The organism is Paraburkholderia sp. WC7.3g, from assembly GCF_050436345.1.
Classification (GTDB): domain Bacteria; phylum Pseudomonadota; class Gammaproteobacteria; order Burkholderiales; family Burkholderiaceae; genus Paraburkholderia; species Paraburkholderia podalyriae.
This window is the reverse complement of sequence record NZ_JBNDMA010000002.1, coordinates 1,028,343-1,041,524: the sequence shown is the minus strand read 5'-3', so window position 1 is coordinate 1,041,524 and position 13,182 is coordinate 1,028,343. Positions and strand designations below refer to the sequence as shown.

Annotated in this window: 11 protein-coding genes; 7 read left to right on the top strand and 4 right to left on the bottom strand. The window is 64.9% G+C overall.

Going from position 1 to position 13,182, the window contains the following annotated elements:
• Window positions 1–12 precede the first annotated feature (12 nt).
• Complete coding sequence (gene miaA, locus OKW43_RS16310) at window positions 13–954, top strand: tRNA (adenosine(37)-N6)-dimethylallyltransferase MiaA (protein ID WP_429448445.1); 942 nt, start codon at window positions 13–15, stop codon at window positions 952–954.
• A gap of 139 nt (window positions 955–1,093) precedes the next feature.
• Here the strand turns inward: miaA and purM are convergent, their stop codons facing one another.
• Complete coding sequence (gene purM / locus OKW43_RS16305) at window positions 1,094–2,161, bottom strand: phosphoribosylformylglycinamidine cyclo-ligase (RefSeq protein ID WP_429448443.1); 1,068 nt, start codon at window positions 2,159–2,161, stop codon at window positions 1,094–1,096.
• Window positions 2,162–2,436: 275 nt separating this feature from the next.
• On the opposite strand from purM, the gene hda reads away from it, so the two are divergent.
• The 6 genes from hda to panB are packed head-to-tail and all read left to right on the top strand — an operon-like array spanning window position 2,437 to window position 7,613.
• Window positions 2,437–3,189, top strand: coding sequence for a DnaA regulatory inactivator Hda (gene hda / locus OKW43_RS16300; protein WP_187633857.1), 753 nt, complete (start codon window positions 2,437–2,439; stop codon window positions 3,187–3,189).
• Window positions 3,182–3,868 (top strand): HAD family hydrolase, encoded by a 687-nt coding sequence (locus OKW43_RS16295; protein ID WP_187633858.1) that lies wholly within the window; start codon window positions 3,182–3,184, stop codon window positions 3,866–3,868. Before hda ends, OKW43_RS16295 begins: the two co-directional genes overlap by 8 nt.
• The gene (gene pcnB, locus OKW43_RS16290; RefSeq protein ID WP_187633859.1) at window positions 3,865–5,490 is read left to right on the top strand and encodes a polynucleotide adenylyltransferase PcnB; all 1,626 of its coding nucleotides are present in this window, start codon (window positions 3,865–3,867) and stop codon (window positions 5,488–5,490) included. The genes OKW43_RS16295 and pcnB overlap by 4 nt, the downstream gene beginning before the upstream one ends.
• Window positions 5,491–5,541: 51 nt before the next feature.
• Window positions 5,542–6,084: a 2-amino-4-hydroxy-6-hydroxymethyldihydropteridine diphosphokinase gene (folK, locus tag OKW43_RS16285; protein ID WP_187633860.1), complete on the top strand. Its 543-nt coding sequence runs from the start codon at window positions 5,542–5,544 to the stop codon at window positions 6,082–6,084.
• Window positions 6,081–6,761 (top strand): deoxynucleoside kinase, encoded by a 681-nt coding sequence (locus tag OKW43_RS16280; protein ID WP_187633861.1) that lies wholly within the window; start codon window positions 6,081–6,083, stop codon window positions 6,759–6,761. Before folK ends, OKW43_RS16280 begins: the two co-directional genes overlap by 4 nt.
• A 36-nt stretch (window positions 6,762–6,797) precedes the next feature.
• Window positions 6,798–7,613, top strand: a complete 816-nt coding sequence (panB, locus tag OKW43_RS16275) for a 3-methyl-2-oxobutanoate hydroxymethyltransferase (protein WP_187633862.1) — start codon at window positions 6,798–6,800, stop codon at window positions 7,611–7,613.
• 48 nt (window positions 7,614–7,661) lie between these two features.
• Here the strand turns inward: panB and pabB are convergent, their stop codons facing one another.
• From pabB to dnaK, 3 genes are all read right to left on the bottom strand, one after another.
• Window positions 7,662–9,548 carry an aminodeoxychorismate synthase component I gene (gene pabB / locus OKW43_RS16270; RefSeq protein ID WP_429448439.1) on the bottom strand — a complete coding sequence of 629 codons (1,887 nt, stop codon included), beginning with the start codon at window positions 9,546–9,548 and terminating at the stop codon, window positions 7,662–7,664.
• 18 nt (window positions 9,549–9,566) lie between these two features.
• Window positions 9,567–10,703: a molecular chaperone DnaJ gene (gene dnaJ, locus OKW43_RS16265; protein ID WP_187633864.1), complete on the bottom strand. Its 1,137-nt coding sequence runs from the start codon at window positions 10,701–10,703 to the stop codon at window positions 9,567–9,569.
• Window positions 10,704–10,971: 268 nt separating this feature from the next.
• Window positions 10,972–12,921: a molecular chaperone DnaK gene (dnaK, locus tag OKW43_RS16260; protein ID WP_429448436.1), complete on the bottom strand. Its 1,950-nt coding sequence runs from the start codon at window positions 12,919–12,921 to the stop codon at window positions 10,972–10,974.
• Between the last annotated feature and the right edge of the window lie 261 nt (window positions 12,922–13,182).

Here is a 13,182-nt window from a genome sequence, read left to right as displayed (position 1 = left end):
GCCCGCTTGCCCATGATGTCTCGCCCTACCCCCGTCCCATGCCTGCTCGGCCCGACCGCGTCCGGCAAGACCGCCGCCGCGCTCGCGCTGGCCGCGCGGCGGCCGGTCGAAATCATCAGCGTCGATTCGGCGCTCGTCTATCGCGAGATGGACATTGGCACCGCGAAGCCGACAGCGGAAGAAAGGGCGATAGCGCCGCATCATCTGATCGATATCGTCGATCCGGCCGACTCGTACTCGGCCGCGCAGTTTCGCGCCGATACGCTGCGGCTCGTCGGCGAGATTCATGCGCGCGGGCGACTGCCGCTGCTGGTCGGCGGCACCATGCTGTATTACAAGGCGCTCACACAGGGACTCAATGACCTGCCCGCCGCCAATGCCGAAGTACGCGCGACACTCGACGCCGACGCCGCCCGCGACGGCTGGCCTGCGCTTCACGCGCGGCTCGCCGCGCTCGATCCGGTCACGGCCGCCCGTCTCGCGCCGAACGATTCGCAGCGCATCCAGCGCGCACTCGAAGTGTTCATGCTGACTGGCCAGCCGATGTCGACGCTGCTCGCCGCGCCCGCGCGCACCGACGCCGCGTCGGCCTGGCGCTTCGTGCCGGTCGCGCTCGAGCCGTCCGAGCGTGGCGTGCTGCACGCGCGCATCGAGCAGCGTTTCGATTCGATGCTCGCGCACGGTTTCGTCGATGAAGTGGTGCGGCTGCGCGCGCGCGGCGACCTGCTGCCCGACATGCCGTCGATGCGCTGCGTCGGGTATCGGCAGGTGTGGGAATACCTCGATGGCGCGGTCGACTATCGGACCATGCGCGACAAGGGCGTCTTCGCGACGCGGCAACTCTGCAAGCGGCAGCTCACGTGGCTACGCAGCATGCCGGAAAGACAGGTGGTGGATTGCTGCGATCCGCACGCAACGGCGCGGGTGATGGAGTTGATCGAGACGCTGGTTTGAGGCGCCGATCAGCGTGGGCGAATCAGAGGGTGTGAAGCCGGGATTTAAAGCGGTGGATTCAAAGCGGGGATGTGAAGCAAGGGACTCGAAGCTCGCGCGGCGCACCGTTGCGGCACGCCACGCGAACCCTTGTCAATCTTTAGACCACGACCGTCTGCGCTTCGCCCGCCGCGCTTTCACGGACCGTGCCGATCTTCCAGACCTGCTCGCCCGCCGCGGACAGCAGACCGATCGCCGCTGCGGCATCCGCCGCCGACACGATCACCGCCATACCGATACCGCAGTTGAACACACGGTGCATTTCCGCATCGGCAACACCGCCGTGCTTCTGCAGCCACGAGAACAGCGGCGGCAGCGGCCACGCGCGATGATCGAGCTCGGCAGTCAGACCTTCGCGCAGCACGCGCGGAATGTTCTCGACGAGGCCGCCGCCCGTGATGTGCGCCATGCCCTTGACCTCGATCTGCTGCATCAGCGCGAGCAGCGGCTTCACGTAGATGCGCGTCGGCGCCATCAGAGCGTCGGCGAGCGGCCGGCCGTCGAAGTCCGCGTTCAGATCCGGATTGGCGCGCTCGATGATCTTGCGCACCAGCGAAAAGCCGTTCGAATGGATGCCGCTCGACGCGAGACCGAGCACCACGTCGCGCGCAGCGATCCTGCTGCCGTCGATGATCTTGCTCTTTTCGACCGCGCCGACCGCGAAACCAGCCAGATCGTATTCGCCGTCCGGGTACATGCCCGGCATTTCCGCGGTTTCGCCGCCGATCAGCGCGCAGCCCGACAGCTCGCACCCCTGCGCAATGCCCTTCACGACGGTCGCCGCCGTGCCGACGTCGAGCTTGCCGCACGCGAAGTAGTCGAGGAAGAACAGCGGCTCGGCGCCTTGCACGAGGATGTCGTTGACGCTCATCGCCACCAGATCCTGGCCGACCGTGTCGTGCTTGTTCAGCTGGAACGCGAGACGCAGCTTGGTGCCGACGCCGTCGGTGCCGGACACCAGCACCGGTTCCTTGTACTTCTTAGGCACTTCGAACAGCGCGCCGAATCCACCGATGCCGCCCAGCACGCCGTCGCGCAGGGTCTTCTTGGCAAAGGGCTTGATGGCGTCGACGAGGGCGTCGCCCGCATCGATGTCCACGCCGGCGTCGCGATACGACAAACCTTGGGCCGAATCGGTTGAATGCTGGGCGGATTTCGGTTGATTCATGGGGAAACGCTCGAAGGTCGGTAAAATGCGATTTTACCCGATGCTGGCCGGCTGGCTGGAATTCGCGCGTTCCGACGGGATCCTGGAAACGACTTTGCAGCACGCCCCCGATTCCGGCGTCGCCTACCCGCGAAGTTCCGTCCCGCCGCGCTTCGCGACGCGCGGCCTCACGTTCCGGCGAGCACGCTTTACGACAACTGACCGCCTGGCGACGTTCCAGGCGCCGAGGTCCGGGCCATTCGCGGCCTGAGCCTCATTTTCGGCATTAACCTACTGTGCTTCGTCAACTGACGCTCGATCTCGGCACCCCGCCGCCATCGACATTCGACAATTTCTTCGCCGGCGCGAACGCCGAGCTGGTCACGCGCCTGCGTGAGCTCGACAACGCGCTCGCCGCCGGGCCGGTCGCCGATCGCACCTTCTACATCTGGGGCGAAGCCGGCAGCGGCCGCACGCACCTGCTGCAGGCGCTCGTCCACGAAGCGCCGCCGGGACATGCGCGCTTTGCCGGTCCGCAGAGCAGCCTCGCCGCATTCGGCTTCGATCCGCGCGTCGCGCTCTATGCGATCGACGACTGCGACGCGCTGTCTGCCGCGCAGCAGATCGCCGTGTTCAACCTGTTCAACGAAGTGCGCGCGCATCCCACCACCGCGCTCGTCGCCGCGGGCAACGCGGCGCCGATCGGCATGACCGTGCGCGAGGATTTGCGCACGCGCCTCGGCTGGGGTCTCGTGTTTCATCTCGCGCCGCTGCCCGACGACGCGAAGGCCGCGGTGCTGAAACGCGCGGCGCGCGAGCGCGGCATCATGCTCGCCGACGACGTGCCGGCCTACCTGCTCACGCACTTTCGCCGCGACATGCCGAGCCTGATGGCGCTGCTCGACGCGCTCGATCGCTTCTCGCTCGAACAGAAGCGCGCGGTCACGCTGCCGCTGTTGCGCACGATGCTCGCGTCGCCCGACCCCGCCGCCGCGCCGGGTTCATACGCCGCCCTTCCCGCTTCAAGTAAAATAGGCCCCCATGGCTAATCTTGCACTCTTCGATCTCGACCACACGCTCATTCCCACCGACAGCGACCACGAATGGGGCCGCTTCATGGTGAAAAAAGGCATGGTCGACGCCGAAAATTTCGCCCGTGACAACGACCGCTTCTACGCCGACTACAAGGCCGGCAAGCTCGACATTCACGCTTATCTGATCGCCATGCTGACGCCGCTCGCGAAGTACACCCGCGCGCAGCTTGCCGACTTGCACGCGCAGTACATGCACGAGGTCATCACGCCGGCCATTCAGCCGGTGGCGCTCGAGCTGGTGAAACAGCATCGCGAAGCGGGCGACCTGTGCTGCGTCGTCACCGCGACCAACGAGTTCATCACGCGGCCGATCGCGCAAGCGTTCGGCGTCGACACGCTGATCGCGTGCGAGGCGGAGACGGTCGGCGGCGAGCCGCACGGCGCCTACACCGGCCGCCCGACCGGCACGCCGAGCTACAAGGAGGGCAAGATCGTGCGCACCGAAATGTGGCTCGCGTCGCTCGGCAAGAGCTGGAGCGACTTCGAGCACAGCTATTTCTATAGCGATTCGCACAACGACATCCCGCTGCTCGATAAAGTCACCGATCCCATCGCGACCAATCCGGACGACACGTTGCGTGCCCATGCGCAGGCCAAAGGCTGGCGCATCCTCGAACTTTTCCAACCCTCGTGATCAAGAAACTCATCCGCAAGCTATTCGGCCAGGACTCGGCGACCGCTGACGACACGCTCTCCGCCGACCCCCATGCCGAGGCCAGCGCCGACAGCAACGCTAATGGCAATCCGCCGGCGCGCCGCAAGTCCGCTTCCGGCACGACCGCTTCCGGCACAACCGCGCGGCCGCGTCGCAAGCCCGCCGGTGCCGCCGCCGCGCAAGCGCCGCGCGAACCGGACGTCCCCGTCATCATTCCGCACGACGTGCACGGCATCGATCCCACGCTGATCTCGCGCAACGCGATCCGCGTGACAGAGGGCCTGCAACAGGCGGGCTTCCGCGCGTTCATCGTCGGTGGCGCGGTGCGCGACCTGCTGCTCGGCGTGAAGCCGAAAGACTTCGACGTCGCGACCGACGCGACGCCCGAACAGGTGCAGAAGCTGTTCCGCCGCGCGCGCATCATCGGCCGGCGCTTCCAGATCGTGCACGTGCAGTTCGGCCAGGAAATCATCGAAACCTCGACGTTCCGCGCGCTGGTCGATCCGCCCGCGGCCGACGCGCCGCCGCCGAAGCGCCTGAAGCGTGATGAGCTCGACCGCCGCACCCATGCGGTCGATGCAAGCGGGCGCGTGCTGCGCGACAATGTGTGGGGCGAGCAGCACGAGGACGCCACGCGCCGCGACTTCACGATCAACGCGATGTACTACGATCCGGCCACGCAAACCGTGCTGGACTATCACAACGGCATGGCCGACATGCGCGCGCGCCTGTTGCGCATGATCGGCGACCCGGCCACGCGCTATCGCGAGGATCCGGTGCGCCTGCTGCGCATCGTGCGCTTCGCCGCCAAACTCGACTTCGACATCGACGACGCCACGCGCGCACCCATCGAGAAGATGGCCGATCTGATCAACAACGTGCCGGCCGCGCGACTGTTCGACGAAATGCTGAAGCTGATGCTGTCGGGCCACGCGCTCGCGTGCCTGAAACGGCTGCGCCAGGAAGGCCTGCATCATGGGCTGCTGCCGCTGCTCGACGTCGTGCTCGAACAGCCGACCGGCGAAAAATTCATTTCGCTGGCACTCTCCAACACCGACACACGCGTGCTCGCCGGCAAGCCGGTCTCGCCGGGTTTCCTGTTCGCGACGCTGTTGTGGCACGACGTGCAGCAGCGCTGGCAGAAGTTCGAGGCCGAAGGCGAGTATCCAGTGCCCGCGCTGCATCGCGCGATGGACGAAGTGCTCGACATGCAGACCGAAAAGCTCGCGATTCACAAGCGCTTTTCGGCCGACATGCGCGAGATCTGGGGCCTGCAACTGCGCCTCGAAAAACGCTCGGGCCGCAGCGCGCTGAAGCTGCTCGAACACCAAAGATTTAGAGCGGGGTATGATTTCCTCCTGTTGCGCTGCGCATCGGGCGAACTCGACGAGTCGGTCGGTGCGTGGTGGACGGAGTTCATCGAAGGAGACTCCGTCGCGCGCGAAACATTGCTCACGCAAGGCGGGAAGGACCGGAGCCCAAGAAAACGACGGCGGCGCGGTGGCGCCAGAAGCCGCAAATCAGGTGACGGAGTGGAGGGCGGCTCGTCCGCCGAACGCACGGACAACGACGCGGGCCTTGAAGGCTCGCACGAAGACTGACCCGGCGTTCGCGGAAAAGCCGTCAAACCGATAGTTGCAGGAAGTTATGCCATGACGGTTGCTTATCTTGGCCTCGGCGCGAACCTCGGGGACGCGCGCCAGACCCTGAAAGACGCGGTGGTGTGCCTCGCACAACAGCACACCATCACCGTGCTCGCCAAATCGAGCCTGTATCGTACCGCCCCGATCGACGCGGGCGGCGACGACTATTTCAACTGCGTCGTGAAACTGGAAACGACGCTCCCCGTGCGGCATCTGCTCGCGCTGTGCCACAAGATCGAGCATCAGTTCGGCCGTGAGCGGCCGTTCCGCAATGCGCCGCGCACGCTCGATCTCGACATCCTGCTGTATGGCGATCAATCGATCGACGAAGCCGATCTGATCGTGCCGCATCCACGCCTCGTCGAGCGCGCGTTTGCGCTGGTGCCGCTCGTCGAGATCGACGCGGCGATCGTCATACCGCAACATGGCCGGGCCGCCGCGCTGCTCGACAGCGTCAGCGAGCAGCGCATCGAGAAGGTGAAGTCGCTTTGCCAGTGCCCGATGCTCAATGCGCTGAGCGGCACTTCCGCCGAAAAAGGCCGCTGCGAATGAGTTCGACGCCGCTCACGGTCACCGCGCCGCAGCTGCGCCCGCCGTTCGGCTATATCGCGATCGAGGGGCCGATCGGCGTCGGCAAGACCTCACTCGCGCGGCGCCTCGCGCAGCGCTGGTCGATGCACGAACTGTTCGAGCGCTCGCAAGACAATCCGTTTCTCGAACGCTTCTATCGCGACACCACGCGCTATGCGCTGCCCGTGCAGCTGCATTTCGCGCTGCAACGCGCGCAGCAGGCGCAGGAAGTGAACGCCGCGCAGGCGAGCGGCACGCCACTGATCGCCGACTTCATCACGCAGCGAAACGACATCTTCGCGCGTCTGATCTTGCAGGACGACGAGTGGCAACTGTACCGCGCGCTTGCCGCCCGCCTCGACGTCAGCGCGCCGGCGCCTGACTTCGTCGTCTACCTGCAGGCGAGCCCCGAGGTGCTGTTCGCGCGCATCCAGAAGCGCGCGGTGCCAATGGAACTGCAGATTTCCGATGCGTATCTGCGCGCGCTGTGCGACGCATACAACGAATTCTTCTACCACTACGACCGCACGCCGGTGCTGACGGTCAACGCCGAACACCTGAACCCGTTCGACTCCGACGCGGACCTTGCGCTGCTCGTCGAACGCATCGAGACGATGCGCGGCCGCAAGGAATTCTTCGTCAAAGGCACGTCGCTGTAAGCGGCGCGGCCAACTCTCTTTCTCACTGGATTGACCATGACTTATTTGCAGGAAGCGAGCCGGAGCGCGATCACCGTGCCGAAACTGCAGGCAATGCGCGACGCCGGCGAGAAGATCGCGATGCTCACCTGTTACGACGCGAGCTTCGCCGCACTGCTCGAGCGCGCGGGCGTCGACGTGCTGCTGATCGGCGACTCGCTCGGCAACGTGCTGCAAGGCCAGCCGACCACGCTGCCGGTATCGCTTGCCGACATCGTGTATCACACGGCGAGCGTCGCGCGCGCGAAGCCGTCGGCACTGATCGTCGCTGACCTGCCGTTCGGCACGTACGGCACGCGCGAAGACGCATTCAGGAGCTCGGTCGAACTGATGCGCGCGGGCGCGCAGATGGTCAAGCTCGAAGGCGGCGAATGGGTCGCGGACACGGTGCGGTTTCTGGTCGAGCGCTCGATCCCGGTGTGCGCGCATGTGGGTCTCACGCCGCAGTCGGTGCATGCGTTCGGCGGCTTCAAGGTGCAGGGCAAGACCGAAGCGGGCGCGAGCCAGCTGCTGCGCGATTCGCTCGCCGTGCAGGAAGCCGGCGCGCAATTGATCGTGATGGAAGCGATCCCGTCGCAACTCGCGGACGAGGTCACGCAGTTGCTGCGCATTCCGACGATTGGGATCGGCGCGGGCCTCGATTGCTCGGGTCAGGTGCTGGTGCTGCATGACATGCTCGGGATTTTTCCCGGCAAGCGGCCGCGCTTCGTGAAGGATTTCATGCAGGGGCAGCCGAACATTCAGGCGGCCGTCGAGGCGTACGTGCGAGCGGTGAAGGACGGGACGTTTCCCGGCGCCGAGCACACGTTCTGATGCTTTATTGCCGCGCGAGCGCGCGGCATTCACGTTTGTTTCCGCGCTCTAACCAACAACCCGTGCCGGCACCGCGCCGCGCAACGCGTTGCACACGAGCAGCGCTTCGGCGTTCAGCACATCCGCCCGCGTCAGCACTTTTTCACCTGCCCGCAGGCCCGACGTGTCGTCGAGCAGCACGCTTCGCATGACACCAGGCAGCACGCCTGACGCGAGCGGCGGAGTCCACCATTGTCCCGCGAGCTTCACGAACACGTTCGACCTGCCGCCTTCGGTCAGCTCGCCCCGTTCATTGAAGAACAGCGTATCGAAGGCGCCCTTCGCTTCGGCTTCGCGCCAGCCGCGGTCGTAGTCGGCGCGGCGCGTGGTCTTGTGGCGCAGCAGCGGATCGGCGGCGCGGGTCGGCGCGAAGCGGGCTTCGGAGCCGAGCAGAACGCCAACGATCGCATCCGCTAACGGCGCAAGTACCGCGGCGGTGATCTGCGTCGCGCCGCTCTTGCTCAAAGCAAGACGCATACGATGCGGCGTCTGCGCCGGCAGCGTGGCGCACCGCGCTGAAAATTCCTCGCGAACGCGCTTCTCGTCGAACCCGAAGCCAAGCGTCGCGGCGCTCGACGACAGGCGCCGCAGATGCCGCTCGACGTGCCGCACGCCATCTTCCCGCGTGGCGTACATCGTTTCGAACAGTTCGAAACCCGGCTCGGCGCCCGTCAGAAAACGTCCTTTCAATCGACACTCCTCGTGCTCGTCGGCGGCCACGCTGTCGAGCACGATGCCCGCGCCGATGCCCATGCTGCCGCGCAGACCGTCCGTGCCGCCGGCTTGCGCCGTCGACGCAGTCAATGTCAGCGTGCGGATCGCGACCGACATGCAGAAGTCGCCGCAATCGTGATCATCGCCAGGCGCATCGAGCCAGCCGATCGCGCCGGTATAAAGCCCGCGCGGCGTGCTTTCCAGTTCGTCGATCAACTGCATCGTGCGATGCTTCGGCGCACCGGTAATCGAGCCGCATGGAAACAGCGCGCGCAGGATCGTCGCGAACGAGGTGCCGCCGAGCAACGTCGCCTCCACCGTCGAGGTCATCTGCCACACCGACGCATACGGCTCGACCGAGAACAGCGCCGGCACGTTGACCGAGCCGATCTGCGCGACCCGCGACAGATCGTTGCGCAACAGATCGACGATCATCACGTTCTCGGCGCGGTTCTTCGGGTCGTTGGCGAGGAACTCGGCGTTGCTCCGGTCGGTGGCAGCATCTTGCGAGCGCGGCGCCGTGCCCTTCATCGGCCGCGCGCGCAATGTCGCGCCGTGCTTCTCGACGAATAGTTCAGGCGAACACGACAGCACCCACGCATCGTCCGGCAATGCGATCAGCGCGCCGAACCGCACCGGCTGGCGCACGCGCAAACGCCGATAGAACGCGAGCGGCGAACCGAACACGTCGAAGCCGAGCCGGTACGTGTAGTTGACTTGATAGGAGTCGCCCGCGCGCAGGGCGGCATGAATCGCGCCGATCGCCGCGTCGAACTGCGCGCGGTCGACGCTCTCGCGCACGTTCGCCGTGCCCGCGACCGAGGGTTCGGGCGCACCGTCGTCACGCGCCATCAGCCACGCGTCGACCTCGTCGCGCGAAAGCTTCGCGCAGCGTTCGAACAATAAAAAACGCAGCGCGGCATTGCCACGCTGCGTTTCGGTAGACCGGCGCGCATCGAAACCCATCAGCGCGCGGCCAAATTCATAGTCGGCGAGCACGACAGCGTGCAGACCGTTGCGGGCATCCGCCGCGACGTTGTCGCACACAGCTTCGAGCTGCGCGGCCTCCGTGCAGACCCGCTCGCGCACTAAACCCGTGTACAAGCGGCTCGACGGGCGCGCCGCCGTTGCATCGCAATCGTCGAGCAGCGCGAACATCGCGCCGCGCCTGTCCACCGTCATACTGACCGCCACATCAGATCAATCGAAAAAGCTCTTCACGCGATCGAACCAGCTCTTGCTTTGCGGACTATGCCGCGAACCGCCTTCCACGAGCGCCTTTTCGAACTGCTTGAGCAGATCGCGCTGCGCTTCGGTGAGCTTGACCGGCGTTTCGACCTGCACGTGCACGTACAGATCGCCGGCGATGCTCGAACGCAGCCCCTTGATACCCTTGCCGCGCAAACGGAACGTCTTGCCCGACTGCGTGCCTTCCGGCACCGTGAAGCTCGCGCGGCCGGCGAGCGTCGGCACCTCGATATCGCCGCCGAGCGCCGCGGTAGTAAACGGGATCGGCATCTGGCAATGCAGATCGTCGCCGTCACGCTCGAACACCGAGTGTTGCTTGATATGAATCTCGACGTACAGATCGCCTGACGGACCGCCGTTGATGCCCGGCTCGCCGTTGCCGGCCGAGCGGATGCGCATGCCGTCGTCGATACCGGCCGGAATCTTCACTTCGAGCGTCTTGGTTTCCTTCACCTTGCCCGCGCCGTGGCAGTGATTGCACGGTTCGGGGATGTAGGTGCCAGTGCCGTGGCACTTCGGGCAAGTCTGCTGGATGCTGAAGAAGCCCTGCGACATGCGCACAGAGCCCGAGCCGCTACAGGTCGGGCAGGTTTCCGGCTTGGTGCCCGGCTTCGCGCCCGAGCCGTGACAGACTTCGCACGAGACCCAGCTCGGCACGCGAATCTGCGTGTCGTAGCCGTGCGCGGCCTGTTCGAGCGTGATTTCCATGCTGTAGCGCAGATCGGCGCCGCGATATACCTGCGGACCCGCGCGGCCACCTCCGCGTGCACTGCCGGCCGCCTGGCCGAAGATGTCGCCGAAGATGTCGCCGAATGCATCGGCAAAGCCGCCGAAGCCCTGTGCGCCGGCCCCACCCATGTTCGGATCGACGCCCGCGTGACCGTACTGATCGTACGCGGCGCGCTTTTGCGAATCCGACAGCATTTCATAGGCTTCCTTCACCTCCTTGAAATGCTCTTCCGCATCCTTGTGGCCCGGATTTCGGTCGGGGTGGTGCTTCATCGCGAGCTTGCGATAAGCCTTCTTGATTTCGTCGTCGCTCGCGTTCTTCGCGACGCCCAGAACCTCGTAGTAATCCCGTTTCGCCATATCGGTTCAACGCCGCCGCGCAAAGCGACGCGGTAGCTCCTTGTGAATGCTGTGGAGTCTCACGACTCGTGCGGCCGCTGCCTGCGCCGCGCCAAGGCACGGTTCAAAACAACGCCCTCCATAAAACGAACGTGCCCGGAGAGCCCAAAAAGGCTCGCCAGGCGCGAAAACCGCTCTTGCACTTTGGGCGCCCCAGAGGCGCCGTTCTCGTGCAGCCGGGCCGCGCACATTGCTGTGCACGGCTTTACGGTCGGATGCCGACCTGGCTTTAGTCCTTCTTCACTTCCTTGAAGTCCGCGTCGACCACGTCGTCGGCCTGCTGGCTCGCGCCCGCCGATGCACCGGCACCGCCCGCCGCGCCCGCTGCCGCATCGGCACCTTGCGTAGCCTGCATGTCGGCGTACATCTTCTCGCCCATCTTCTGCGAGGCCGTGGCCACCGCTTCGATCTTCGCTTCGATCGCGGCCTTGTCGCTCGAGTTGCTCTTCAGCGTGTCTTCGAGGTCTTTCAACGCGGCTTCGATCTTGTCCTTCTCGCCGGCTTCGAGCTTGTCGCCGTACTCGGTCAGCGCCTTCTTCGTGCTGTGGACGAGCGCGTCACCCTGGTTGCGGGCGTCGGCCAGCTCACGCAGCTTGTGATCTTCTTCCGCGTTCGCTTCGGCGTCCTTCACCATCTTCTCGATTTCGGCTTCGGACAGACCCGAGTTCGCCTTGATCGTGATGCGGTTTTCCTTGCCGGTCGCCTTGTCTTTCGCGCCGACGTGCAGAATGCCGTTCGCGTCGATGTCGAAGCTCACTTCGATCTGCGGCACGCCGCGCGGTGCCGGCGGGATGCCTTCGAGGTTGAACTCGCCCAGCAGCTTGTTGCCCGCTGCCATTTCGCGTTCGCCCTGGAACACCTTGATCGTCACGGCGCCCTGATTATCATCAGCCGTCGAGTAGACCTGCGCGTGCTTGGTCGGGATCGTGGTGTTCTTGTTGATCATCTTCGTCATCACGCCGCCGAGCGTTTCGATGCCGAGCGACAGCGGGGTCACGTCGAGCAGCAGAACGTCCTTGCGGTCGCCCGACAGAACCTGGCCCTGGATCGCGGCACCAACGGCCACGGCTTCGTCCGGGTTCACGTCACGGCGCGGATCCTTGCCGAAGAATTCCTTCACCTTTTCCTGCACCTTCGGCATACGGGTCATGCCGCCGACCAGGATCACGTCGTCGATTTCGCCGACCTTCACGCCTGCGTCCTTGATCGCGACGCGGCACGGCTCGATCGTGCGTTCGATCAGCTCTTCAACCAGCGCTTCGAGCTTGGCGCGCGTGATCTTCAGGTTCAGGTGCTTCGGACCCGATGCGTCGGCCGTGATGTACGGCAGGTTGATTTCGGTCTGCTGGCTCGACGACAGTTCGATCTTCGCCTTTTCAGCCGATTCCTTCAGGCGCTGCAGCGCGAGCACGTCTTTCGACAGATCGACGCCCTGCTCCTTCTTGAACTCGCCGATGATGTAGTCGATGATGCGCTGGTCGAAGTCCTCGCCGCCGAGGAACGTGTCGCCGTTCGTGGACAGCACTTCGAACTGCATTTCACCGTCAACGTCCGCGATTTCGATGATCGAGATGTCGAACGTGCCGCCGCCGAGGTCAAACACGGCGATCTTGCGGTCACCCTTTTCAGCCTTGTCCAGGCCGAATGCCAATGCGGCTGCGGTCGGTTCGTTGATGATCCGCTTGACTTCCAGACCGGCGATGCGGCCGGCGTCCTTGGTTGCCTGACGCTGGCTGTCGTTGAAGTACGCCGGCACCGTGATCACGGCCTCCGTGACGGTCTCGCCGAGGTAGTCCTCAGCGGTCTTCTTCATCTTGCGCAGCACTTCGGCGGAGATTTGCGGCGGCGCAAGCTTCTGGTCGCGCACTTCGATCCATGCGTCACCGTTGTCGGCCTTCATGATCTTGTAGGGCATCAGGCCGATGTCCTTCTGCACTTCCTTCTCTTCGAAGCGGCGGCCGATCAGGCGCTTGACCGCGAACAGCGTGTTCCTCGGGTTTGTGACCGACTGACGCTTGGCCGGCGCGCCGACCAGGATCTCGCTGTCTTCCATGTAAGCGATGATCGACGGCGTGGTGCGCGCGCCTTCCGAGTTCTCGATGACCTTGACCGAATTGCCTTCCATGATCGCCACGCACGAGTTGGTCGTGCCGAGGTCGATGCCGATGATTTTGCCCATTTTTACAAATCTCCTGACTTTGATCGCTGCGGAAAGCGCCCGGTTGGCCCAACTGGCGGCGGGACGTTCCGCTCTCAATTCATACCTGCACTGAAAGTAAGTGCGGCCACATCGTTTTCAAGACCTCTTTTGCGATGCGGTCTTTAATTTTTTTCAATCACGCGACGGGCTCCTGAATCTTCGCTGCGAGCCCGCCCCGTCAGCCTGCGCGACGCCCCGGCGTGGCTCGCCGTAAGTGCCTGAATCGACGGGATCTTTCGC

Bases quoted from the DNA above. Each gene is read 5' to 3' on its own strand.
- OKW43_RS16280 (WP_187633861.1), top strand. From the start codon at position 6,081: ATGAGTTCGACGCCGCTCACGGTCACCGCGCCGCAGCTGCGCCCGCCG.
- OKW43_RS16295 (WP_187633858.1), top strand. From the start codon at position 3,182: ATGGCTAATCTTGCACTCTTCGATCTCGACCACACGCTCATTCCCACC.
- pabB (WP_429448439.1), bottom strand. From the start codon at position 9,548: ATGACGGTGGACAGGCGCGGCGCGATGTTCGCGCTGCTCGACGATTGC.
- purM (WP_429448443.1), bottom strand. From the start codon at position 2,161: ATGAATCAACCGAAATCCGCCCAGCATTCAACCGATTCGGCCCAAGGT.
- dnaJ (WP_187633864.1), bottom strand. From the start codon at position 10,703: ATGGCGAAACGGGATTACTACGAGGTTCTGGGCGTCGCGAAGAACGCG.
- folK (WP_187633860.1), top strand. From the start codon at position 5,542: ATGACGGTTGCTTATCTTGGCCTCGGCGCGAACCTCGGGGACGCGCGC.
- dnaK (WP_429448436.1), bottom strand. From the start codon at position 12,921: ATGGGCAAAATCATCGGCATCGACCTCGGCACGACCAACTCGTGCGTG.
- panB (WP_187633862.1), top strand. From the start codon at position 6,798: ATGACTTATTTGCAGGAAGCGAGCCGGAGCGCGATCACCGTGCCGAAA.
- miaA (WP_429448445.1), top strand. From the start codon at position 13: ATGATGTCTCGCCCTACCCCCGTCCCATGCCTGCTCGGCCCGACCGCG.